Below are 22,959 nucleotides of genomic sequence, written 5' to 3' on the forward strand. Positions count from 1 at the left end.
CACCCCACGCGATGACCCGCCCGATGCAGCAGGAGGCAGCCGACTCCACGCGCTCGCGGCCGCGGCCGGCGTCCGCTCTTCACCGACGCCCTCCCCTACGCCGCGGGAGACCGGCCGGCCCCCTCAGGCGGCCATCGCGACGGTGTCCTCGGCGTGCTCGGCCCGCACGTCACCGGTCTCGCCGTCCCGCACGGCGATCCGGCCGAGGAGGATCGTGTACGCCCAGTAGGCGGCGAGCACGAGCGCCCCGATCGTGATCTTGACGCCCGTGGGCAGGGTCGACGGCGTCACGAACCCCTCGACGACGCCGCTCACCGCGAGCACGAACACCAGGCCGATGGCCACCGTGAACAGGGCCCGGCCCTCCTCCGCGAGCGCCCGGGTCCGGGTCCGCTGCCCCGGCGCGACCAGAGTCCAGAAGAGCTTGAAGCCGGCCCCGCAGGCGATGAAGATCGCGGTCAGCTCCATGAGCCCGTGCGGCAGGATCAGCGCGAAGAACAGGTCGAGCAGGCCGAACTCGGCCATCACGGCGGCCGCGGAGCCGATGGCGGCCGCGTTCGAGACGAGGATCTGGACCGGGAAGTACCCGGTGATGCCCAGCCCGATGGCCCTGGCCGCGATCCAGGCGTTGTTCGTCCACACCTGTGCGGCGAAGTCGGGGGCGGGGTTGTTGGAGTAGTAGGCCTCGAAGAGCTGCTCGGCATAGATCTGACGCTGGCTCGGGCTCCCGAACGCGGCCAGGGCCTCCGGGCTGTTGTAGGTGAAGATCCCGTTGCCCACCGCGACCAGGATGAACAGCACCATCATCGCGACCGTCCACCAGCGAACCCGGTAGAACGCGGCCGGAACGGAGATCAGGACGAACCGTTGCAGGTCCGCCAGGGCCGGCTCGTGCGCGCCGGCGATGTGCCCGCGGGCGCGGGCGAGGGTCCCGGAGAGCCGTGACACCAGGCTCGGATCCGGCGCCGACGTGCGTACCTGGGACAGGTGCGTGGCGGTGCTCTGGTACAGGTTGACGAGTTCGTCGCTCTCGGCTCCGGTGAGCCGGCGCTGCCTGACGAGCGCGTCGAGCCGCTCCCACCGGGGTGAGTTCACCGCGACGAACGCATCCACATCCACGACCGATACCCTGCCATACATGTCCTCCGTCGCGCCCAGCCCGTACGCGCCACCGCCGTCGGACGGTCAGGGGCGACCGGGTGGCGGGCGTACGGCCGGCCGGCCGGACCCGTACGCGACACCACTCCAGCGCGGCAACCACCCGCCCAAGCAGGTGCCACCGCCGCGGCGCGGCGGCGCCCCCGCCCCGAGCACCCCGGTACCGCAGCCGTCGTCGTCGAACCCGGCGACGCCGTCGGGCAATCCTGCCGACCTGATCATCACCGGCGAGGCGGTCGCTCTCGACCTGCGGCCCGCCGGGCTGATGTCCCGGATCGGCTCCGGCGTCATCGACCTGGCCGTCTACGGGATCATCGGCGTCGCCATCGTCCTGCTCAGCCTGCGGTTCATCGTGAACGACTCCCAGGCGGGTGTGCTGATCGTCTCCACCATGGCCGTGATGATGGTCATCGTGCCGACGGCGGTGGAGACCGTGACGCGCGGCCTGTCCGCGGGCAAGGTGGCCATGGGGACCCGCGTCGTGCGTGAGGACGGCGGGCCGGTCCGGTTCCGGCAGTCGTTCGTGCGGGCACTGACCGGGGTCGGCGAGATCTGGTTCTGTTTCGGCAGCATCGCGGTGCTGGTGGCGATCTTCAACAACCGCAGCAAGCGCCTCGGCGACTTCCTGGCCGGCACCTACGCGGTCCGCGAGCGCGGCACCGAGCTGGCCGTGGCGCCGCTGCTGATGCCACCTGACCTGGGCGCGTGGGCCGAGCGCGCGGACCTGCGCCGGCTCCCGGACAACTTGGCCCTGCACGCTCGGGTGTTCCTGTCCCGCACCGGCACCCTCGCCCCGCAGACCCGGTTCCAGCTCGGCCGCGCGCTGGCCGCCGCGATCGAGCCGTATGTCTCGCCGCCGCCGCCGTGGGGCACGAACCCGGAGCGGTTCATCGCCGCCGTGCTCGTGGAGCGTCGCGACCGTGAGTACGCCGCCGGGCTCGAGGGCCAGGCTCGCCGGGCGGACGAGAGCGAGCACATCCGCCGGTTGCCGTACGGCGTCACCGACTACGCCTGAAGCCTTCGCGGCAGGGCGGGTCCGGTGCCTCAGTCCTGCTCGGGTGCCGGCTCGCCTCGCGCCTCATGCACCCGGCCACGCCAGAGGAGCAGCATGGCGCCGAGGACGGCCGCGACGAGGGACGCCGCCAGGACCGCGATCTTCGCGTGCTCGTCCTCCGGGGCCCCGACCCCGAACGCGAGTTCGGCGACCAGCAGGGACACCGTGAACCCGATGCCGGCGAGCACGCCGACACCGAGCACGTCCGCCCAGCCGAGCCCGGGTGCGAGGTTCACATGCCGGAACCGGGAGATCAGCCAGGTGGCCGCGGTGATCCCGATCGGCTTGCCGAGCACGAGCCCGAGCGCGACACCCTGTGCCACCGGGTCCCGCAGGGCCTCGCCGAGCGACGTGGGGTCGACGGCAACACCGGCGGTGAAGAGCGCGAAGACGGGCACCGCGAACCCGGCCGAGAACGGCCGCCAGCGGTACTCGAAGACCTCCGCCATCGAGGCACCCTCGCGCAGGTTCGCCGGCCGGCGCGCGGAGGCCTTGCCCTTCAGGGGCAGCGCCGGCACCACCATGCCGAGCGCGACCCCGGCGATCGTGGCGTGGATCCCGGAGGAGTGCATGAACACCCAGGTGGCCACGCCCAGCGGGATCAGCAGGTACCAGGACGTGATCCCACGGCGCAGCAGCAGCGCGAAGACGAGCACACAGGCGGCCGCGGCAGCGAGCCAGGCCAGGGTCAGCCCGTCGGTGTAGGCGACGGCGATGATCAGGATGGCGAGGAGGTCGTCGACCACGGCGAGCGTGAGCAGGAAGGCGCGCAACGCCGTCGGGAGCCTGCGGCCGACGATCGAGAGGATGGCGACGGCGAACGCGATGTCGGTCGCGGTCGGGATCGCCCAGCCGTGGGGAGACCCAGCCTCGGAGGTCAGGTTGATGGCCAGGTAGATCGCGGCGGGTACGGCCATGCCGCCCACGGCGGCCGCCACCGGCACGATCGCGGTGGACAGGCGCCGCAGCTCGCCGGTCACGATCTCGCGCTTGAGCTCCAGCCCGACCACGAAGAAGAAGAACGCGAGCAACCCGTCGGCGGCCCATTGGCCCACCGTCAGATCCAGGTGCCAGGCGTCGATGCCGAACCGGAAGTCGCGGATCATCTCGTAGCTCGCGCTCCACGGCGAGTTCGCCCAGATCAGCGCGATCACGGCGCCGACGATCAGCAGGATCCCGCCGATCGCCTCCCCGCGCAGGGTGTCGAGGTAGTTGCGCAGCCCACCCTCGGTCAGTCCGCTGAACAACGGCTGAGACGGTTCGTTATGGCTCACGGGCATGCTCCTGAGGGGTCGGTGATAGGGGCCGCCGACCAGACTTCCCGGCACACCGTGGCAGCCCGGAGGTCCGGGCTGCCACACACCCTACTGGTGGAACGGTGAGGCTCAGTACCGGTAGTGCTCGGACTTGTAGGGCCCCGCGACGTCGACGTCGATGTACTCGGCCTGCTCCTTGGTGAGCTCGGTGAGGTCCACCCCGAGCGCCTCGAGGTGCAGGCGTGCGACCTTCTCGTCGAGAACCTTGGGCAGCCGGTGCACACCCAGCTCATAGGTCTCGTCGGCCTCCCACAGCTCGATCTGGGCCATCACCTGGTTCGTGAACGAGTTGCTCATCACGAACGACGGGTGCCCGGTGGCGTTGCCGAGGTTCAGAAGGCGCCCCTCGGAGAGCACGATGATCGAGTGCTCGGGGCGTTCGTCGGTGGCCGGGAACGTCCACTCGTGCACCTGCGGCTTGATCTCGGTACGGACGACGCCCGGGATGCGGGCCATCCCGGCGATGTCGATCTCGTTGTCGAAGTGGCCGATGTTGCCGACCACAGCTTTGTCCCTCATCCCGGCCAGGTGCTCGGCCGTGATGACGTTGACGTTCCCGGTGGTGGTGATGAAGAAGTCCGCGACGTCCAGGACGTCCTCGAGCCGGGACACCTGGTACCCGTCCATGGCGGCCTGCAGCGCGCAGATCGGGTCGATCTCGGTGACGATCACCCGGCCCCCCTGCCCGCGCAGGGACTCCGCGGCCCCCTTGCCGACGTCGCCGTAGCCTGCGACCACGGCCACCTTGCCGCCGATCAGGGTGTCGGTGGCCCGGTTGATACCGTCCGGCAGGGAGTGCCGGATGCCGTACCGGTTGTCGAACTTGGACTTGGTGACGGAATCGTTGACGTTGATCGCAGGGAACAGCAGGTCCCCGGCGGCGGCGAGCTGGTAGAGCCGGTGCACGCCGGTCGTGGTCTCCTCGCTGACGCCCTTGATGCCGTCGGCGATCCGGGTCCAGCGCTGCGGGTCGGCGGCCAGCGACCGGCGCAGCAGGTTGCGGAAGACCACCCCCTCTTCCGAGTACCCGTGGTCCCCCGGCTCGAGGTTGTCCGGGACTACCCCGGCGGCCTCGAACCGCTTGCCGTCGTGGACGAGCATGGTGGCGTCACCGCCGTCGTCGAGGATCAGGTTGGGGCCCTCGCCCGGCCAGAGCAGGATCTGCTCGGTGCAGTCCCAGTACTCCTCGAGGGTCTCGCCCTTCCACGCGAACACGGGCACCCCGGCCGGTTCCTCGACGGTGCCGTTCGGGCCGACGACCACGGCCGCGGCGGCCTCGTCCTGGGTGGAGAAGATGTTGCAGCTGGCCCAGCGGACCTCGGCGCCGAGCGCCGTCAGGGTCTCGATCAGCACCGCGGTCTGGACGGTCATGTGCAGGGAGCCGGCGATCCGGGCCCCGCGCAGCGGCTGGGACTCGGCGTACTCCTCGCGCAGCGCCATCAGGCCGGGCATCTCGTGCTCGGCGAGCCGGATCTGGTGCCGGCCGGCAGCCGCGAGGCTGAGGTCGCGGACTTTGTACACACCGGGCTTCTCAGAGAAAGTCATGATCGGCATGCTATCCGCGCCCGCGGCCCGCCCGTGATCGAATCGGCCCGGTTCTCTCCCGCGGGCCGGCCGAGTAGGCAAGACTGGCGTCCATGCGTGGCATCATCCTCGCCGGTGGGTCCGGCACCCGCTTGCACCCGATCACCCTCGGGTCGAGCAAGCAGCTCCTGCCGGTCTATGACAAGCCGATGATTTACTACCCGCTGTCCACGCTGATGCTGGCCGGGATCCGGGACGTGCTGGTGATCACCACCCCGCACGATGCCGAGCAGTTCCATCGCCTCCTCGGCGACGGCTCGCAGTTCGGGATCTCGATCTCCTACGCGGTCCAGGAAGTCCCGAACGGGCTCGCCCAGGCGTTCGTGCTCGGTGCGGACTTCGTCGGCACCGACTCGGTGGCGCTGGTGCTCGGGGACAACATCTTCTACGGTCCGGGCCTCGGCATCACCCTGGGCCGGTTCCGTCAGATCGACGGCGGCGCCGTCTTCGCGTATCGCGTCTCGGACCCGACGGCGTACGGCGTCGTCGAGTTCGACGGAGACGGTCGTGCGCTCTCTCTGCAGGAGAAGCCCGAGCGGCCGCGGTCGAACTACGCGGTCCCGGGCCTGTACTTCTACGACAACGACGTCCTCGAGATCGCCGCCGACCTGGAACCTTCCGCGCGTGGTGAGTATGAGATCACGGACGTGAACCGGACGTACCTCGACCAGGGCCGCCTCCAGGTGGAGGTCCTGCCGCGGGGCACGGCCTGGCTGGACACCGGCACGTTCGACTCCCTCCTGGAGGCATCGGACTTCGTTCGCACGATCGAGCGCCGGCAGGGCTTGAAGATCGGGGCCCCGGAGGAGATCGCCTGGCGCATGGGTTTCCTCGGCGACGACGACCTGCGTAAACGTGCGGACCCGCTACGGAAGTCCGGCTACGGCGACTATCTCCTCAGCCTCCTCGACATCGCAACCGAGGAGCGCCGCTTGGAGGGGTGACCGCCGTCGACCCGGGCGGGCTGGCGCGGTCTCGATAGCATGGCGTGCCGCACCAGCAGCCACCCTCGAACGAGTTGGAGACACCGGTGAACCTTCGCGAGTTGTCCGTGCCCGGAGCGTGGGAGATCACACCGACGCTGATGGGTGACCCGCGTGGTGTCTTCCTGGAGTGGTTCAAGGACGAGCGGTTCGTCGAGACCGTCGGGCACTCCCTCGACCTCAAACAGGCCAACTGCTCGGTCTCGGCCGCCGGCGTCCTGCGCGGGATCCACTTCGCGGATGTACCACCGTCTCAGGCCAAGTACGTCACCTGTGCCCGCGGAGCCGTTCTGGACGTCGTCGTCGACATCCGGGTCGGCTCGCCGACCTTCGGACAATGGGACTCGGTCCTTCTCGACGATGTGGATCGTCGCGCCATCTACCTAAGCGAGGGCCTCGGCCACGCGTTCCTGTCCCTTGAGGACGACTCCACCGTGCTGTACCTGTGTTCGGCCGGCTATGCACCGGGACGCGAACACGGCGTCCATCCGCTCGATCCGGCGATCGGGATCGAGTGGCCCACGACGAGCCGGACCGGCGCGCCACTGACCCCGCTGCTGTCGGAGAAGGACGCCGCCGCCCCCAGCCTGGCGCAGGCGCAGGCGCGGGGACTCCTGCCCGCCGCTGCGGTCGTCCAGGAGTTCCTCGCGTCCCTGACCACCTGACATGACGGCGCCGCGGGTGGTGGCGGTCGTCGTCACGTACGAGCCGGAGGCCCGGACGCTGGCCGCCCTGCTCGAACGACTCGAGGAGCAGTGCACCGCTGTCGTCGTAGTGGACAACGGCTCCGCGATCCAGCCGGCCGACGCCTGCGAGCGGGTCGGTGCCGAGTTGATCGCGCTCCCCACGAACGAGGGGATCGCAGCCGCCCAGAACCGTGGCATCGCTCGTGCGATCGAACTCGCGGCGGACCATGTCCTCCTCTCGGACCAGGACTCGTTGCCGGCTGACGACATGGTCGGCCGACTGCTCGACGGCTATGCGAGGGCGGCCGCCGCCGGTCGACCGGTCGCCGGTGTGGGCCCGGTCTCCTCCGACAGTCGCACCACCTCAGGTGAGATGGTCTACGTCGCCCGCCGATGGGGGCCGAGGCGGGCCGGTCCGGAGGATGTCCGCCCCGACGGGCTCGTCGAGGTGGCGTTCCTGATCGCATCTGGATGCCTCATCCCGGCCGCCGCCCTGGAACGCGTCGGCACCATGAACGCCGACTGGTTCATCGACCACATCGACCTCGAGTGGGGGCTGCGGGCAGGTCGGGCCGGGGATCGGCTGTTCGCGGTGGCGGCGGCGCGCCTGAGCCACCAGCTCGGCGAGCGGGTGACAAAGATCCCGGGTCGATCGCAACCCGTCCACGTCCAGTCGGCGCCGCGTACCTACTACATGGCCAGGAACACGGTCCTGCTCCTACGCTCGGGCCTGCTGCGTCCAGCCTGGCGGCTGGGCTACCTCGTCTGGCTAGCGAAGTACCTCGCGTTCAACGCTGTGTTCGTCGCGCCCCGATGGGAACGGATCCGGCTGATGGCGCACGGGCTCGGCGATGGCTTGCGTGGTGTGACCGGTCCGCGGCGCGGGTGAGGCGAGGGAGTCAGGGGTCGAGAGGTCCTCCGGCGGGCGCCCGTATTGGATGACCTTGAGCCGCTCCAGTGTCTCCTCGAGGAGAACCCGATTCGTCCGCTGCAGGTCCGCGATGACCAGCAGCGCGAAGCAGAGCAGGCCGCCGACCAGCATCGCCGAGCCGAAGATCAGCGACTGGACGTGCCCGCCGCCCTCGCCCTGGATCAGGAACACGAGATAGCGGGCGAACGGGATGATTGCCGCCAGCAGCAGGATCGCGCCGAGCGTTCCGAGGACGACATACGGCTTGAACATAAGGTACGAGCGAATGATCGCCGTCGCGGACTTGACCATGTGCTGACCGATGTTCTTGAACAGCCGGGACTCGCGCGTCTTCGGGTTCGTCGTGATCGGCAGGCTCTCGATCCGCAGGCGCTTGTTGCCGGCCTGGATGATGGTCTCCATGCAATAACTGAACTGGGTGACGATGTTCAGCCGGAGCAGCGCGCCCTTCGAGTAGGCCCGGAACCCGCTCGCCGCATCGGGCAGCTCGGTGCCCGCTGCATAGTTCACCGCCCTCGAACCGACCCGTTGCATCAACTTCTTGAACGGCGAGAAGTGGGCGATCTTCGAGGTCTGTCGGTCGGCTATGACGACGTCCGCCGAACCTCGGACGATCGGCTCGACCAGGTCGGCGATCCTCTCCTGCGGGTACTGGTTGTCGCCGTCGGTGTTCACCACGATGTCCGCGCCGTGCGCGAGCGCGTAGTCGACGCCATCCCGGAACGAGCGGGCCAGCCCCATGGTGCGCGGGTGCCGGACGACATGCACGACGCCCGTGTGCCCGAGCCACCTCGACCGTCCGGTCGGTCGAGCCGTCGTCGATGATGAGGATCTCGATGCTCTCGACCCCGGGGATCTGCCGCGGGATCGACGAAAGCACGAGCGGCAGGGTCTCCTCCTCGTTGAGGCAGGGCACCTGGACGAACAGCTTCATGATCCACCTCTGGGCGCGGGCTCGCTCAGTCTACAAGCGGCTACACCCGATTGGTGCTTGAGGCGCGGCGGCGGTCGCTCAGCGCGGATGGGCCGGGGCTGTAACCTCGGGCCGTGAGCTTACGAATGTACCGGCTGGTGGTCGTCATCATCTCGGTGCTCTTCGGGGCGATCCTGGCGCTCTGGGCCGTGTTGACGCCCGGATTCCGCGCGCCGGACGAACCGCAGCACTTCAACAGTGTGATGCGGGTGGCCACCGGCGGTGGCTGGCCGAGCCCGGGCGCCGCCACCATGAGCGACGCCACCCTGATCGCCGCGCACGAGGCGGGTCTGACCGGAGCGGACAAGTCGCTCTCGATCTTCACGTTCTCGGTGCTTCCCAGGGGAACATTGGAGGGTTGGGGACAGCAGTTCGTCGACGTCAGCCCACTGACCGCCGAGGAACGAGCGGTGCTCGACCACACCGATGACCTGCTGGACGTCCCACCGACGCTCGACCAGATGGCGCAACATCCGCCACTGTTCTATGTTCTCGGCGCGGGCCTCGTCCGCGCCGTCGGCGCGCTCGACTGGCGCTGGGATCAGCAGCTGCTCCTGCTGCGGCTGTTCTCTGCGGGACTCACCGTCTGGGTCGTGCCCCTGACCGCCGTGACCACCCGGCTCCTGACCGGGAACCGCACCGCGGCCGTTGCCGCAGCCGTCTCGGTCATCGCGGTCCCTCAGTTCGCGCACATCGGAGCCTCTGTCTCGAACGACTCACTGACGAACCTGCTCGGAGCCGGGATCGTCGCGGGGTCGGCCACCGTGATGGCGGCCAGACCGACCTGGCCCCGCGTCGTCGCACTCGGCGTGATCCTCGGGCTCGGGCTGCTGACCAAGGGGTTCCTTCTCGCCGCGATCCCGGTGGTCGCGTTCGCCGTCATCGTCGGCGCACGCGAGGACCGGCCAAGAGTTCGGCTCTCGAAGGCCTTCGTGGCCCTTGCGGTCGCCTTCGTGGTCGGAGGCTGGTGGTGGCTCCGGAATCTCCTGGTCCACCACACCCTGCAACCGAGCGGGATGCCGCTCTTCGCGCCGGACTGGGGGGATGACACGCCTACCCTCGGCGAGTTCCTCCCCGAGGCGCTCGGTCGTTCGTCCACGTCCTTCTGGGGAAACTTCGGCTGGCTCGAGGTCCCGTTGCCGCAGCCGCTCTGGCTCACTCTGACCGTGATGTGCTTTGCCGCGGTGGCCCTCGGCGTCATCGTCAGCCGGCGCCGGCTGCGGCTCGCGGTCCTGCTGATCCTCCCGCTCGGCACCCTCGCCGTCGTTTTCGGTGGCGCGTTCGCCTCCTACCAGATCAACGGGTTGTTCGGACAGTTGCAGGGTCGCTACCTGTTCTCCTCGATCGCTGTGCTTGCGGCCGCCACCTGGCTCGGGATCGACGCGATCGCACGCCGCCTCGGGCGTCGTTGGGCGCACTGGCTACCCCTGGTCGCCTCGGTGGCCTCCGTGGCGTTGGCGGCCGTGGGCCTGATCACCTTCTTCCAGGCCTGCTACCAACTCCCCACCGAGTCCGTGATCGTCGGCCTGAACCGCTGGGCGCTGTGGTCGATCGCCGGCCGGGCCGGCGTGGTCGTCACGACCCTCGTACCGGCTCTCGCGTCCATCATCCTGGTCGGGGTCCTCGTCGTCGCGCTCAGGCGCGGCCGGAGCCTTCGCCGGGCACCGTCGGCGGTGAGCGCGTGAGCGACGCGCACCTCGCGCCTGTCCGGTCCCGGTTCGGCTGGGAGCGCGTCGGCGTCCTGGCAGTCCTGGTGGCAACTGCCGGCTTCTCGGCGTCCGTGGCGCTGGCCGTGCCGATGTTCGGAACCGCGGACGAGTCGGCCCACTTCGACTACGCCTACCAGGTCTGGCGCGGGATGCTGCCGACGTTCGAGGGCGGCCTGGTGATCCGGCCACCGTTCGGCTCGGTGCCCCCGGTGCAGTGGGTGTCGCAGCATCCTCCGCTGTTCTACCTGATCCTCGCGCCCGTGATCGGGCCGCTGACCGACGCCGACCACATGCTGCGCGCAGGGTTCGCGGCGCGTGCCGTCAACATCGCGATCACCGTCGCGTTCGTGGCCGCGGTGATGTGGGCGTCGCGGAAACTGGCACCCGGGCGTCCACGGCTCGCGCTCACGACAGGGATCGTGGCCGGCTCGTCCGCCTGGGTCACCGGTGTCGGCGGCGCGGTCTACAACGACATCCTCGCCGCACTCCTGTGCGCGCTGCTCCTCGGCGTCACGGCGCGATCGCTCCGTTCGGAGGCGCTCACGTGGCGGGACACGGCCCTGATCGCCGCTCTCGGCTCGCTCGGGATGTTGAGCCGTGCCTCCGTTGCGATCGTGCTGGCGCTGTGTCTGGCGGCACTGGTCGTTCGGAGTGCCCTCGGCCCGGCGCCGGGGCGGGTGCGGCGCGTCGGTCGCGGGCTGCTGCAGGCGACGATCGCCGGGTGCGTCGTGCTCGCATCCGCACTCTGGTTCTACCTTCACCTCCTCGAGACCACGGGCACGCTGACCGGTGGCAATATCGAGTGGTTCCGGGCCCGCCTGGGCCGAGTGGAGCGCCCGATCCCTGAACTCGTCGCCGACCCGGACGCCTGGTGGCAGTTGCTGCGCTTCTTCGGTCACGGCCGATTCGGCACCTTCCCGGTCGAGCTCATGACGACGGCGTGCCTGCTCCTGCCTGTGGCTGTCGGCCTGATCTTCCTCCGGCGGCTCCGAACCACGATGCCGGCCGATGCCGTGGTTGGCGCGCTGGCGGCGGCCTTGGTCCTGGCGTCCCTTGCCCAACAGTTCGGCTACGCCTCTGGCGGGGGCCAGCTCAGCCCGAGGTACCTCCTGCCGGTCGCGACCGTGGTGTTCGTGCTCATCGCCCATGGGCTCACCGCTGTCGCACGCGCTCGGTGGCTCCCCACGGCGGTGTGGCTCGTCGTCGTGAACGTCCAATACCTCGACTGGCTCCGCGAGTACGTCACGGCGGTTCCCCAGGCCCGCGTCGCCCCGATCCTCCCTGGCGCCGCTGTGGCGGCCACGGCGCTCGCCATTGCCGCGATCGTCGTCGCAGTGATCGCCTGTGACCGACTCCCTGCCCCACGCCACCGCCCCGCCGCTGCCAACCACGGTGACCTCACCGGACGCGTTGACCGGTGAAGGCGGCTCATGCGGCTGCTCCGGCCGCCGACGACAGCTTCCGTTCGTCACCGGACCGCTGCAGCGCGCAGGGCTGCGCGGCTAGAGTACGTGCCAATGACGCCATCCTCGCCTGACGCCGAACCGGCGGTACCGCAGGAAGCAGGCCAGGACAACCACCCTCGGCTCAGGGTCGCGGTGCGGGTCGTGGGAATCGTGGCCGCAGTGGCGGCGCTGACCCTGTGCACCATCGCGCTGGTCGACTCCTGGTCCACCGTCTCGACGGCGGTTGCCTCCGCCGATCCGCGATGGCTCGCGCTCGCCCTCCTCGCGAGTGCGGCGTCGATGGTCGGTCTGGCCGTGTTGTGGAAGCGCACGTTGACGACGTTCGGTGCCGTACACCCGATCCGCGAGGTCTCGAGCTGGTACTTCGTGGGCGAACTTGGCAAGTACATCCCCGGCGGCATCTGGCCCGTGGTCGGTCGGGGGGAACTGGCCGCTCGGGCCGGCGTGTCGCGGGGCCTCGCCTACACCAGCACCCTGCTCTCACTCGCCCTGATGTGCGTGGGCGCCGCTCTGGCGTCCGGACTGTTGGCGCCTTTCCTCGCCGCCGACGGGGGTCGGGTCGGGCCGGAGATGGCGCTGCTGGTTCTGGTGCCCATCGGAGTGATCTGTGCCCATCCGTCAGTGTCAGGACGGATGCTGGCCCTACTCGATCGGTTCACGAAGGGGCGCGTCCGGGTCGCCGCACCACCGTTCCGGACGATGCTCTCGCTGATCCTGGGTGCCGTTCCCACCTGGCTGCTCGTCGGCGCGGCCTCGGTGGCGGTAACGCAGGCCCTGGGATACGAGCAACTCCCGGCTCGGATCGCGTTCGCAGCGATCGCTGCCTGGATCGTCGGATTCCTCGCAGTTCCGGTCCCCGCCGGCGCGGGTATCCGCGAGATCCTGTTCGTGGCGATCTCGGGTCTGGAACCCGGACCCGCGGTCGCCGTGGCCGCGATCGCGCGCCTCCTGCTGATGGTCGTCGACGCCGGAGGCGGTATTCTGGGCCTGCTCTGGCTCCGAGCAGCGCGCGGACCGCAGACCCCCACTCCCCCGGAAGGCGGCTCGGTTGAGTAACCTGCCCTACCTGGTCAAGAGCACCTATGCGAAGGCCATGCGCGCCTCGGGGCGGTTGTTGACGAGAGCGAAGATCCTTGACGCCGAGCCGCCGGAACGCAGCAGACGCCTGCAGCACTGGGCGTACAGCCTCACTCGGGTCCATGACTCGCTGGCCATCGTCGACCTCGGGGTGCCGTGGTGGACCTATGACGCGATCGACCACATCGAACAGGTTCTGACGTCGCGCGATGGCGATGTTCGGGTCTTCGAGTACGGCTCCGGCGCCAGCACGTTCTGGTTGGCCGAGCGAGCCCGGGAGGTTCACTCCGTGGAGCACCACGTGGGGTTCGCCGCGAGGATCGGTCCCGAACTGGCCACGCTCGACGACGTCACTTTCCATGTCGTCGAGCCTGAGCCGTCGAAGCAGCCGGCGATCGGTTCGTCGAAGTCCGGAAACGCCGGTCTGGACTTCCGGGCGTACGTGGCGACCATCGACGCGGTCGGGGGCCTCTTCGACGTGGTGGTGATCGACGGCCGCGCGCGTGCTGCCTGCCTGGAAGCCGCCATTCCTCACCTGGTGGATGACGGCATCATCATTTTCGACAATTCTCGGCGTCGCAGGTATCGCACGGCCATTGAACAGTCTGGATTGCGAGAGGCCCGGTTCACGGGCCTCACCCCGACGTTGCCCTATCCGGAGCAGACGTCGGTATTGACGAAGCCTGCCCGGCGCTAGGACCGGGCGACGTCCCGGACGGCTTGGAGGTAGGTGCGCCCGAACCGGTCGGTTGGCTCCAGGATGGCACCCTCGGCCCACTCGTTCCATGCGTTGATGAACACGATCCGTTCCTGTGCGGGTCGGTGCGCGACGGCGTGGACGCACTCCGCGAGCCAGCGGCGGAACGTGAAGGGGTTGGATCCGTACCAGATATCCGGCCGCCACTGTCGGCGCGCGGTGTTGTCGAACGTGACCATGACTCCGGGATAGAAGTCGTCCGGCATGGTTCGCAGCTTCTTGATCGCCTCCGTCACGAGGGCGCCATAGCTCATCAGGTTTCCACGGAACGCCGGGTCCAGGGACAGACGCTCCGCGGGGCCCGCCACCCAGGACAGGTTGTGCGGGGGAAAGCCGAGTGTTCCGTCCAGTCCATAGTCCGACGGTTGTGAGGCCAACCCGTCGAACTCCTCCGCCACGTTCACCGAGAGCAGGAGGAGCTCACCGATGCCGGCTGCGCGCGCACGCTCGCGCCAGGTCGCGGCCACAGCGGGGAAGTCCGGAATCTGGCCGGGCCGGTAGATGGCCAGCACCGCCCTGCCACTCACACGCAAGTACCGGTGGTCACTCAACAGCGGCGCGACGTCGTCGATGAACTGCTCGGCCGGGACCTCGTCATAGTTCTGACCGATCAGGACGTCACTGGAGCGGCCGTCCCAGCGTCGGGTCCAGTTCTCGTTCGCCCACATCAGGCAGAAGGGTTGTTCGACGTCACCTGCCACGAGCTTGTTCACCGGCAGCTCGAGGAGCTGCCGCCCGGCGAACCAGTAGTGGTAGTACATGAAGCCGGCGATCTCGTGTTCGGTGGCCAGTTCGCGCTGCTGCTCCCGGACCGCGTCGAGCCGCAGGTCGTAGAAGCCGAGCTCGGTCGGGAACCGGGGCTGGTGCTGCCCGCGATACACGGGTCTGGCCGCCGTGACGTTCGTCCACTCGGTGAAGCCCTTGCCCCACCAGATGTCGTTCTCCACGGTGGGATGGAATTGGGGCAGGTAGAACGGCACGAACCGGGCGGCCGGGGTGCGTGTGGTGGCGAGGGCGAATCGTGCCCACGCGTCCTCCGGTGCCTGTTGCGCGTGGAGCCGACCGGAGTCCTCGACGGTCAGGCCGGCCTCTCGGGTGAGGATCCCGATCGAGCGTTCCAGTGCATGCGCCGTGGTGCCGTCGATGTGGGAGGCGTGCTCGTCCTCGAAGTCGACGGCGGTCAGGTTCAAGGCCCTGAGGCCCTGCAGCACGAATGCCTTCACCCAGTACATCGAGCCGGCAGCGAACCGAAGGTCGTCGTGGACCACGTCGAACTCGAGCCGACGCAGCAGCTCACGAGTGAGTGGCTCGTCCGCGCCCCAATGCTCCGGCCCCATGACGTTTCCCTCGGCCGTCATCAGACCGAGGTTCGGATCGTCCGCGAACGCGCTCAGGATCGCCCTGATCCGGTCGCCGTCGCCCACGAGCTCCTCGACGAAACCCGCCCGCCAGGCGTCCCCCGAGCCCTCGAGATCCGTCCGCGCGGTCCGCCAGGCGCTCTTCTTGGTATGGAGTTTCAGCACGAGTTCGTACGGGTCGAGGATGCCGGCGTTGACGACCTGCACGAGAGGAAAGATGTCCCGGCCGCGGTTCTCGGTGTCGAACGAGACGGTGTTGCGCAGCATCGGGGCACTGCACGCATCGAGGTCCAGCGGTCGACCCGAACTGTTGGTCACGATCAGGTCGAACTCGACGGGCATGGCCTCCAGCTTGCGCAGGAGTTCGGGCAGCAGTTCGGGGTAGAAGACATGGAGGAGGACCGCGACCCGGGATGGCACCTCGAGCGGGAGTTGCGAGTCGACCCGCCAGCTGTCCGGATGTCCCGAGGCCTTGCGGCCGGCGCCCCGACGCAGCCATGCCCCGAAGTCGACTGCGGCTCGCGCCCCCTCCCCGCCGGGCAGGGTGCCGTCCTGCAGGTAGGTGACCACCACCCCCTTCGCGATCCCGCGGTAGCGCGCCAGCCTCCGGCGCACGCCGGCGACCGTGATCCGCCTCATCTGTCCTCACCTACAGCCACTCGTCGATCTCCTCCCCGTAGGTCGCCCGGACGACGTCGACGATCGTGTCCGTGTCCGGACCGGTCGAGGGATCCGTGATCAGGGTTCGCTTGACGAAGGGGAGACCGCTCAGTAGCAGGGGGCGCCACGCCGCGAGGGTCGGGTTGACCGCGTCCGGCGTGAGGTCGTGGGAGCGGAACCGGCAGGTGAGCGCATAGCCGGCGGAGACACAGGCACGGCTCAGGCCGAGTTCGTAGCGCCGAACGACGTCCATCTTGGTCGCTTCCACCCGGATTCCGCGGAAGAAGTCGCGCAGGGGCGCCTCGGCCAAGATGCCGCGCCGGAAGCCGACGAAGTAGCTCTGGAAGTGGTGGCCGATCTGCCAGGAGTCGGTCATCGTCCACACGTCCGCGCCCGTGGCCTCGTAGTCCGCAATCAGTGGGCCGATCGAGGCGAAGGGACCGACCATCGAGTCGTTCGTCAGGACCACGTGGTCGAGGCCGGCTAGGTGGGGAAAGGTGTCAAGCCCAACGGACCAGGACCCGAAGTCGTAGCCGAGGTTTCGCCGCCGCGCGACCGCGACACCGACCGGCGGGGGCATGGACCAGAAGAGTTCCGCGTCGTGCGGCGCAGTCGAGATCACGAGGCACGTGTATCCGTGCTCGACGAACTCGCGCAAGTACTCGGTCAGGGATCGACACACCCGGCCGTCCGGACTGTACTGCGCGACGATCGCGACCTTCTTCGCCGCTGCGAGGACCTCGGACGCCCCCGGATCCAGGCGAACCTCGCCACCGGGGCCGGCGAGGACCCGTGGCCGCTTTGCGCTGAACAGTCCCACGATCAGCGGCTCATCCGCCGTCGGACGGCACGGATCGGTGCCGTCAAGCGCCAGGACACCGATCCGCGCATCAGACGGATCTGTTCCCAGCTCTCCAGTACTCGACCGTTGGCCGAGGACAGTTCCGACTGCAGCCGCTCCAGCTCGGCGTTGGTCTGGACGGACTCCTGCCGCATGCGCTGTAGGGCCAGCCTCGCGCTGCGGTCGTTCTCGATGGCCTCGGTCGCCGACCGTTCAGTGGCCCGTCCCATCTCGTCTCGGAGCGCGGCGACCTCGCCGCGGATCGCTTCCAGTTCCGCCTGGAGTTGGTCGCGTGACGCAAGCGCGTCGGCAAGGTAGGACTCAGCGAGCCGGTCCGAGCGAAGGTAGGACGAACTTCCCGCCACCTCGCTGAACGGACGGAAACGCTCCGCCTTGTCGAGCACCACCACGGAGTCGTAGACGTGCAGACCGTCGAGGTGCGTCGCCCAGATCGACCTACGGTCGATCGCCGCGTCGTATCGGGCGTGCTCGTCGTCGACGCGGTCCTTGACCCACTCGATGAACGTGCCCGCACGCTTCCGGCCGCCTTGGTAGTAGTCCCAGTACGAAGTGTGGCAGTCCTCGACGATGAAGGTGCCGCCATCCAACATGAGCGGGAACATCGTCTCGGCTGTGACGATCTGCTGTGCCATGGTGTGACCACCGTCGTCGATGACGATGTCGAACGGCCCGTGCTCGGCGTTGACACGGCGCAGCACCTCCGGGTCCTCCTGGTCACCGAGCTCGACCAGGTAGCGGCCGTTGACGGCGCGGACGGCAGCCTCGTCGACGTCGAGGCCGACCACGGTCGCCTCAGGTCCGAAGTACTGCTGCCACATATCGAGGCCGCCCCCCCGATAGACACCGATCTCAAGGACACGGACCGGCGTACCCCGATGGCGTTCGAGGTGGCGGTGGTACACCGGGAAGTAGTGGATCCACTTGTCGAGGATGGCGCCCGAGCGGTGCGCGAGGTAGTGCGCATACAAAGGGTTCGATGCCAGCGCCTCGGCGCGGCCGGAGAAATAGAACGCGGCTCGGTAGCACTCGTTCGCGTGGTCATGGGGCAACGCATGATCCCGGAACACGTCACCGAGTGCTCGGGCCCTGTCGGCCGCCGTCGCCGTGACGAGGGCCGCAGCCAGGTCCGCCCTGATCTCGTCTGCCGGCGCCCAGTTCGCGGTCAGCGCCGCCATCGCCCCGTCGGCGTCGTCCATCGAGAGCAGGAACAACGCCCGCGAGACGTCAGCCAGTTCAACGTGACCCGTCATGCTCGTCCTTCCACCGGTGCCGACGGTTCGGCACTCCACCGTCCGATCATCCGGGTGAGGCCGGGCTCCCGCACTGCGTGGTCGGCGCGCACCCGCAGTTCGGTCTCGCGGTCCGAGTAGTCGTAGGTGTGGCCCTTGTCCACGATCGCCGTGCTGATGCTGAAGGCTCCGGGCTGGAGAGGGAATGCGGCACTGTGGAAGTCGATGAAGCCCTCTCCGGGCTCGACGTCATAGGTGCGGTCGTTCTGCATCGAGTTCGGACCCGCAACCGTGATGCCGGACTCGTGGATGAAGGCCAGCCCGAAGGTCAGTTCGCGTAGAGATCGGGTACTCCGGTAGTGCACGCGCACGGTGCACGTCTCGCCAGGGGTGACGAATGCGGTCTCGACTCCGGATGCGTCATGGAGCGTCACCTTCGTCATCCGGATCTCGCCCGAACCCGCGCGCGGCACGGACGGTGCCACGGTAGCCCCGCCATCCGGGTGCGAACCGGCCGCCTCCGCCTCGGCCCGAGACGCCGACTCCTTCGCGTTCACGTCGAGCAGGTATCCGTTGATCACTTCACTGACGTCGCCGAGTTCCCGCGGCCGCCCGTGGTCGAGCCAGATGCCCTGGTCGCAGAGTTCGGCCGCGAGGGTGAGCGAGTGTGTCACGAGGACGATCGTCGTTCCACGACGCCGGAGCTCGAACAGGTGGTCGAAGCATTTGCGCTGGAACTCCTCGTCGCCGACGGCGATGATCTCGTCGACGATGAGGATCTCGGGATCCAAGGTCACCGCCACACTGAACCCGAGCCGGACGTACATGCCGGAGGAGTAGACCTTCACCGGCGAGTCGATGAACTCGCCGATCCCGGCGAAGTCGATGATCTGGTCGATCGACCGGTCGATCTGCTTCTTGGAGAGTCCGAGGATGGCGCCGTTCAGATAGACGTTCTCGCGTCCGGTCAGTTCACCGTGGAATCCCGCGCCGAGTTCGAGCAGGGCCGAGACCCGGCCGTCGACGAGGACCTGTCCGGCCGACGGTCGGTAGACGCCGGCGAGGATCTTCAACAGGGTCGATTTCCCCGACCCGTTGTGTCCGATCAGACCGAAGGTGGAGCCCCGGGGCACTTCGAACGAGACGTCCCGGAGTGCGTGGAAGTCATGGACTCCCGGGGCCTTGCCGCGGACGAAGATCTCCTTGATCGAGTTCCGCCGCTCGGTGTGGAGCCGGAACGTCTTGCTGAGGTGATCGACCTTGATGGCGACGTCGGTCACAGCGCCTCGCTCAGGTCGCCGCCACGACGCTTCATCACGAACATGGCTCCGCCGAGCGCCGCGATCGTCCAGAGGGTGACGGCGACCCAGGTGCCGAGGTCACCGGCGGTGAGGTCGTAGATGACGGCACGGAACAGGCCCACGAACTGCGACAGCGGACTGAATTCGACGATCGCTCGCAGGGGAATGCCGTTCCACGACTCGGGCACGATGTCGGGGTTATAGATGATCGGCGTCAGGTAGAAGAGAAGTTGCAATGCGACCGAAACGAGATGGGCGAGATCACGATAGTAGACGTTCATCACGGCGACAATGGTCGCAACGGAGCCCGTGAATATGACGAAGAGGGCAAGGACGAACGGCACGAACAACCAGGTCCAGGACACGTTCCACAGGATGATGAGCACGATGGCGAGGATGCCGAGTTCGATGAGACTCTGGATTCCGACCGCGAGTCCGGCGCCGAGCACCGGCGCGTACGCCGGGAAGTAGATCTTCTGCAGGAGTGGGCCGCTGCCGAGGAGTGCACCCATGCCGCCGTTCACGCACGAGGCGAAGTAGGACCACAGCACCAGCCCGCAGAACAACCACACGACGAATACCCCGTCATTGCCGTTTCCCATCGGCGGCGGGACCATCCGGAATACGACAGAGAAGACCAGCGTATAGATCGCCAGCGTTGCGAGCGGGACCACCAACGACCACGCCCAGCCCAGCAGGGTGCCGTTGAACTTGGCCTTCAGGTCGCGGCGGCTGAAGTTGCTGATGAGATTCCATTGTCGCCAGATCGGCACGGACGGCCGGATCTCACGAACGGACTCAGATGTCACCGGGGCACACTACCAGCCCGACCATGGGCTCCCGGGGCCGTGACATCCCTCCTGCCGTCACCGATCCCCGTCGGGAACAGCGTGCGCGGCCTACCATTGTCTGGGCCGCCCAGCCATCCACACAGCGGGCCGCCGACACCCCTGCAAGGAGTACACAGTGCGCATGCTCATCACCGGCGGAGCCGGCTTCATCGGTGCCAACTTCGTGCACCAGACGGTACGCGAACGCCCTGACGTCGACGTGACCGTCCTGGATGCGATGACCTACGCCGGAAACGTCGACTCCCTCGCCGCGGTGCGCGACCGGATCACGCTCGTCGAGGGCGACGTGGCCGACGTGACCGTGGTCGATCCCCTGGTCGAGGCGAGCGACGCCGTCGTCCATTTCGCCGCCGAGTCCCACAACGACAACTCGCTGGCGAACCCCTGGCCGTTCGTCCAGACGAACCTGATCGGGACCTTCACCCTGCTGGAGTCCGTCCGTCGCCACGGCGTGCGGTACCACCACATCTCCACCGACGAGGTGTACGGCGACCTCGAACTCGATGACCCGGCCCGGTTCACGGAGAGCACGCCGTACAACCCGTCGAGCCCCTACTCCTCCACGAAGGCAGGCTCGGACCTGCTCGTTCGGGCGTGGGTACGCTCGTTCGGCGTCGAGGCGACCATCTCCAACTGCTCCAACAACTACGGTCCGTACCAGCACGTGGAGAAGTTCATCCCGCGCCAGATCACGAACGTGCTGAGCGGCGTGCGGCCCAAGCTGTATGGCCACGGCCTCAACGTCCGCGACTGGATCCATGTGGAGGACCACAATCGGGCGGTCTGGACGATCCTGGAGAAGGGCACTCCGGGCGAGACCTACCTGATCGGGGCGGACGGTGAGGAGACCAACAGGCGGGTCGTCGAGCTGATCCTCGAACTCCTCGGCCAGGAGCCGGACGCCTACGACCTGGTCACGGACCGCCCCGGACACGACCTGCGCTACGCGATCGACTCGACCAGGTTGCGCACGGAGCTCGGCTGGGAGCCTCAGTTCCCGGACTTCCGGTCCGGACTGACCGAGACGATCGCCTGGTATCGCGACAACGAGACCTGGTGGCGTCCGCAGAAGGACGCCACCGAGGCCAGGTACGCAGCCGCAGGGCAGTAGCGCAGCGGCCCGCCCACGCGTGGGCCCGGCCGTTCAACGGGTCGCGCGGATCTGGATCCAGGACCGCGCACGCAGGCCGGTGGCGATCGCCCACCTGAGCGGGAAGAGATACCACGCCGCGTACTTGCGACGCAGGTACTGTTCAGCACTGCGGTGGTGGGCCCGGATCATCGCGGCCGGCCGCTCCCGCCAGGACGAGCCCTGGTCGTGAACCACCCGGGCGGTCGGCACATAGACGTTCGACCACCCGGCCCGGGCGAGCCGGTCGCCGAGGTCGACGTCCTCGAAGAACATGAAGTAGGACTCGTCGAACCCGCCGACCTCCACGAACGCCTCGCGCCGCAGCAGCAGACAGGCTCCCGACAACCAGCCGGTCTCGTGCTCGACCCCTTGGTTGTTCTCCTGGGTCTTGAGATAGGCCTTCGTCCACGGGTTGCGGGGCCAGACGTGTACCAGCAACGCATGGCCTGCGCCGGTCCGCAGGGACGGGAGGGCTCGCGCCGAGGGATACACGGTTCCGTCCAGATTGAGCATTGCCGGACCTAACGCGCCTGCCCGGGGGTGACGCCGCGCCGCCCGGACGAGTTCATCGAGGGAGCCCGCGACCCACTGGACGTCCGGGTTGGCCAGCACCAACCACTCACCGGACGCACCCGCTGCTCCGCGGTTCGCGGCAGTCCCATAGCCGAGGTTCGCACCGGTTTCCACCACCGTTGCCCCATGATCGTCGGCCACCCGCCGGGCGATGGCCGGGTCCGCCCCGTTCTCGACGAACACGATCTCCACCGGCACGGTGCTCGCCGCGGCGAGTGTTTCCATGAAGTCCTCGAGTTCCGCGCCGGGATGGTACGTCACGCAGACGACGCGGATCTCGGGGACGTCGGCGTTCATGCGACGGTCGGGCCACCCGACGGGTCGGACGCGGCGGACGCCGTCGCCGGACGCCGCAGGTCCGGCTCGATGTAGATCGTCAGTTTCAGCGGCACCGACTGGCGCACGCGCACCTCGGCTGCGTCGATCGCTCGCGCGACCTCCTCGGCGTCATCGTCGCGATCCACCTCGACCTTCGCGGCCACGAGGACCTCGTCCGGCCCGAGGTGCAGGGTCCGCATGTGGATCACCGAGGTGATGCCGTCCCCCACCACGGCGGCCTCGATGGCGTCCTGGTGCTCGGGCAGGGCCGACTCACCCACGAGCATCGACTTCATCTCCAGGGCGAGGAAGACCGCGATCACCACGAGCAGCAGGCCGATCGCGGCGGACCCGATCGCGTCCCAGCGGCCATCGCCGGTGATCAGGGTCATCGAGACCCCGAACAGCCCGAACACCAGTCCGAGCAGGGCGCCGGTGTCCTCGAGCAGGATCACCGGGATCTCCGGCGACCGGGACGTCTTGACGAACTTGAAGATCGGCGTGCGCCCACGCACATGGTTGGCCTCGATCACGGCCGTGCGCAGGGCGAACGCCTCCAGGACGACCGCGATCAGCAGCACCACGATCGGCACCCACTGCCACGCGGTGATGGGATGCGGGTCGGAGAACTTGTGCCAGGCCTCGTAGAGGGCGAACAGCCCACCGAGGGAGAACAGGATGATCGAGACGATGAACGCATAGACGTACCGGACCCGGCCGTAGCCGAACTGGTGTACCTCGGAGGCCTTGCGCTTCGCACGCTGGCCGCCGATCAACAGCAGCGCCTGGTTGCTGGTGTCCGCCACCGAGTGGACGGACTCGGCCAACATCGAACTCGAGCCCGTCAGCAGCCAACCGACGAACTTCGCGATCGCGATCCCGAGGTTCGCGAAGAGTGCGGTGATGACTGCCTTGGTGCCCCCGCTTGCGGCCATGTGTGTCCGTCCCGATCGTTCGTCGTGCACTGCCGCGACGAATGCT

At 68.4% G+C, this 22,959-nt stretch carries 20 protein-coding genes and 1 pseudogene; 9 read left to right on the top strand and 12 right to left on the bottom strand.

Going from position 1 to position 22,959, the window contains the following annotated elements; genetic code table 11:
* Nucleotides 1-123: 123 nt before the first annotated feature.
* Nucleotides 124-1,119 carry a stage II sporulation protein M gene (locus tag EXU48_RS07660; protein ID WP_133107033.1) on the bottom strand — a complete coding sequence of 332 codons (996 nt, stop codon included), beginning with the start codon at nucleotides 1,117-1,119 and terminating at the stop codon, nucleotides 124-126.
* A gap of 19 nt (nucleotides 1,120-1,138) precedes the next feature.
* On the opposite strand from EXU48_RS07660, the gene EXU48_RS07665 reads away from it, so the two are divergent.
* Nucleotides 1,139-2,173 carry an RDD family protein gene (locus tag EXU48_RS07665; RefSeq protein WP_235856892.1) on the top strand — a complete coding sequence of 345 codons (1,035 nt, stop codon included), beginning with the start codon at nucleotides 1,139-1,141 and terminating at the stop codon, nucleotides 2,171-2,173.
* Between the two features lie 29 nt (nucleotides 2,174-2,202).
* Here EXU48_RS07665 and nhaA read toward each other — a convergent pair whose 3' ends face one another.
* A complete protein-coding gene (gene nhaA / locus EXU48_RS07670) occupies nucleotides 2,203-3,492 on the bottom strand; it encodes a Na+/H+ antiporter NhaA (RefSeq protein ID WP_133107034.1) in 1,290 nt (429 codons plus the stop codon).
* A 105-nt stretch (nucleotides 3,493-3,597) separates the two neighbouring features.
* Nucleotides 3,598-5,082 carry an adenosylhomocysteinase gene (ahcY, locus tag EXU48_RS07675; RefSeq protein ID WP_207947658.1) on the bottom strand — a complete coding sequence of 495 codons (1,485 nt, stop codon included), beginning with the start codon at nucleotides 5,080-5,082 and terminating at the stop codon, nucleotides 3,598-3,600.
* Between the two features lie 83 nt (nucleotides 5,083-5,165).
* On the opposite strand from ahcY, the gene rfbA reads away from it, so the two are divergent.
* The 3 genes from rfbA (at nucleotide 5,166) to EXU48_RS07690 (ending at nucleotide 7,670) form a co-directional block, all read left to right on the top strand.
* Nucleotides 5,166-6,056: a glucose-1-phosphate thymidylyltransferase RfbA gene (rfbA, locus tag EXU48_RS07680; RefSeq protein ID WP_133107036.1), complete on the top strand. Its 891-nt coding sequence runs from the start codon at nucleotides 5,166-5,168 to the stop codon at nucleotides 6,054-6,056.
* Nucleotides 6,057-6,142: 86 nt separating this feature from the next.
* Nucleotides 6,143-6,760, top strand: a complete 618-nt coding sequence (locus EXU48_RS07685) for a dTDP-4-dehydrorhamnose 3,5-epimerase family protein (RefSeq protein ID WP_133107037.1) — start codon at nucleotides 6,143-6,145, stop codon at nucleotides 6,758-6,760.
* 1 nt (nucleotide 6,761) lies between these two features.
* Nucleotides 6,762-7,670, top strand: coding sequence for a glycosyltransferase family 2 protein (locus tag EXU48_RS07690; RefSeq protein ID WP_133107038.1), 909 nt, complete (start codon nucleotides 6,762-6,764; stop codon nucleotides 7,668-7,670).
* Here EXU48_RS07690 and EXU48_RS07695 read toward each other — a convergent pair.
* Together EXU48_RS07695 and EXU48_RS25390 are read right to left on the bottom strand one after the other, a co-directional pair.
* Nucleotides 7,551-8,480 (bottom strand): glycosyltransferase family 2 protein, encoded by a 930-nt coding sequence (locus tag EXU48_RS07695; RefSeq protein ID WP_328591631.1) that lies wholly within the window; start codon nucleotides 8,478-8,480, stop codon nucleotides 7,551-7,553. The two genes, EXU48_RS07690 and EXU48_RS07695, sit on opposite strands and share 120 nt — an antisense overlap.
* 67 nt (nucleotides 8,481-8,547) lie before the next feature.
* Nucleotides 8,548-8,646 (bottom strand): annotated as a pseudogene (locus EXU48_RS25390) (glycosyltransferase family 2 protein); the annotation flags it as partial.
* A 113-nt stretch (nucleotides 8,647-8,759) separates the two neighbouring features.
* Between EXU48_RS25390 and EXU48_RS07700 the strand changes: the two are divergent.
* From EXU48_RS07700 to EXU48_RS07715, 4 genes are all read left to right on the top strand, one after another.
* Nucleotides 8,760-10,370 (top strand): DUF2142 domain-containing protein, encoded by a 1,611-nt coding sequence (locus EXU48_RS07700; RefSeq protein WP_133107039.1) that lies wholly within the window; start codon nucleotides 8,760-8,762, stop codon nucleotides 10,368-10,370.
* Nucleotides 10,367-11,815, top strand: a complete 1,449-nt coding sequence (locus EXU48_RS07705) for a hypothetical protein (RefSeq protein WP_133107040.1) — start codon at nucleotides 10,367-10,369, stop codon at nucleotides 11,813-11,815. The genes EXU48_RS07700 and EXU48_RS07705 overlap by 4 nt, the downstream gene beginning before the upstream one ends.
* A gap of 186 nt (nucleotides 11,816-12,001) precedes the next feature.
* On the top strand, nucleotides 12,002-12,916 hold the full coding sequence (locus EXU48_RS07710; protein WP_165962718.1) for a lysylphosphatidylglycerol synthase domain-containing protein: 915 nt from the start codon (nucleotides 12,002-12,004) through the stop codon (nucleotides 12,914-12,916).
* Nucleotides 12,909-13,634 (top strand): class I SAM-dependent methyltransferase, encoded by a 726-nt coding sequence (locus tag EXU48_RS07715; protein ID WP_207947659.1) that lies wholly within the window; start codon nucleotides 12,909-12,911, stop codon nucleotides 13,632-13,634. Before EXU48_RS07710 ends, EXU48_RS07715 begins: the two co-directional genes overlap by 8 nt.
* Here the strand turns inward: EXU48_RS07715 and EXU48_RS07720 are convergent.
* The 5 genes from EXU48_RS07720 to EXU48_RS07740 are packed head-to-tail and all read right to left on the bottom strand — an operon-like array spanning nucleotide 13,631 to nucleotide 19,913.
* On the bottom strand, nucleotides 13,631-15,691 hold the full coding sequence (locus EXU48_RS07720) for a glycoside hydrolase family 99-like domain-containing protein (protein ID WP_133107042.1): 2,061 nt from the start codon (nucleotides 15,689-15,691) through the stop codon (nucleotides 13,631-13,633). The two genes, EXU48_RS07715 and EXU48_RS07720, sit on opposite strands and share 4 nt — an antisense overlap.
* 10 nt (nucleotides 15,692-15,701) lie before the next feature.
* The gene (locus tag EXU48_RS07725) at nucleotides 15,702-16,532 is read right to left on the bottom strand and encodes a rhamnan synthesis F family protein (protein WP_133107043.1); all 831 of its coding nucleotides are present in this window, start codon (nucleotides 16,530-16,532) and stop codon (nucleotides 15,702-15,704) included.
* Nucleotides 16,533-16,534: 2 nt separating this feature from the next.
* Nucleotides 16,535-17,824, bottom strand: coding sequence for a class I SAM-dependent methyltransferase (locus tag EXU48_RS07730; RefSeq protein ID WP_133107044.1), 1,290 nt, complete (start codon nucleotides 17,822-17,824; stop codon nucleotides 16,535-16,537).
* Nucleotides 17,821-19,083, bottom strand: a complete 1,263-nt coding sequence (locus EXU48_RS07735) for an ABC transporter ATP-binding protein (RefSeq protein WP_133107045.1) — start codon at nucleotides 19,081-19,083, stop codon at nucleotides 17,821-17,823. Before EXU48_RS07735 ends, EXU48_RS07730 begins: the two co-directional genes overlap by 4 nt.
* Nucleotides 19,080-19,913, bottom strand: a complete 834-nt coding sequence (locus EXU48_RS07740) for an ABC transporter permease (RefSeq protein ID WP_133107046.1) — start codon at nucleotides 19,911-19,913, stop codon at nucleotides 19,080-19,082. The genes EXU48_RS07735 and EXU48_RS07740 overlap by 4 nt, the downstream gene beginning before the upstream one ends.
* Before the next feature lie 157 nt (nucleotides 19,914-20,070).
* Here EXU48_RS07740 and rfbB point away from each other — a divergent pair, with 157 nt between their 5' ends.
* Complete coding sequence (gene rfbB, locus EXU48_RS07745; protein ID WP_133107047.1) at nucleotides 20,071-21,066, top strand: dTDP-glucose 4,6-dehydratase; 996 nt, start codon at nucleotides 20,071-20,073, stop codon at nucleotides 21,064-21,066.
* 33 nt (nucleotides 21,067-21,099) lie between these two features.
* On the opposite strand, the gene EXU48_RS07750 is transcribed toward rfbB, so the two are convergent.
* Nucleotides 21,100-21,957 (bottom strand): glycosyltransferase family 2 protein, encoded by an 858-nt coding sequence (locus EXU48_RS07750; RefSeq protein ID WP_133107048.1) that lies wholly within the window; start codon nucleotides 21,955-21,957, stop codon nucleotides 21,100-21,102.
* Nucleotides 21,954-22,913, bottom strand: a complete 960-nt coding sequence (locus tag EXU48_RS07755) for a cation diffusion facilitator family transporter (RefSeq protein WP_133107049.1) — start codon at nucleotides 22,911-22,913, stop codon at nucleotides 21,954-21,956. Before EXU48_RS07755 ends, EXU48_RS07750 begins: the two co-directional genes overlap by 4 nt.
* Between the last annotated feature and the right edge of the window lie 46 nt (nucleotides 22,914-22,959).

It is taken from the genome of Occultella glacieicola (genome assembly GCF_004353825.1).
Taxonomy (GTDB): Bacteria; Actinomycetota; Actinomycetes; order Actinomycetales; family Beutenbergiaceae; genus Occultella; species Occultella glacieicola.

Bases quoted from the DNA above. Each gene is read 5' to 3' on its own strand.
- EXU48_RS07665 (WP_235856892.1), top strand. From the start codon at position 1,139: ATGTCCTCCGTCGCGCCCAGCCCGTACGCGCCACCGCCGTCGGACGGT.
- nhaA (WP_133107034.1), bottom strand. From the start codon at position 3,492: ATGCCCGTGAGCCATAACGAACCGTCTCAGCCGTTGTTCAGCGGACTG.
- EXU48_RS07720 (WP_133107042.1), bottom strand. From the start codon at position 15,691: ATGAGGCGGATCACGGTCGCCGGCGTGCGCCGGAGGCTGGCGCGCTAC.
- EXU48_RS07750 (WP_133107048.1), bottom strand. From the start codon at position 21,957: ATGAACGCCGACGTCCCCGAGATCCGCGTCGTCTGCGTGACGTACCAT.
- EXU48_RS07730 (WP_133107044.1), bottom strand. From the start codon at position 17,824: ATGACGGGTCACGTTGAACTGGCTGACGTCTCGCGGGCGTTGTTCCTG.
- EXU48_RS07690 (WP_133107038.1), top strand. From the start codon at position 6,762: ATGACGGCGCCGCGGGTGGTGGCGGTCGTCGTCACGTACGAGCCGGAG.
- ahcY (WP_207947658.1), bottom strand. From the start codon at position 5,082: ATGCCGATCATGACTTTCTCTGAGAAGCCCGGTGTGTACAAAGTCCGC.
- EXU48_RS07755 (WP_133107049.1), bottom strand. From the start codon at position 22,913: ATGGCCGCAAGCGGGGGCACCAAGGCAGTCATCACCGCACTCTTCGCG.
- rfbA (WP_133107036.1), top strand. From the start codon at position 5,166: ATGCGTGGCATCATCCTCGCCGGTGGGTCCGGCACCCGCTTGCACCCG.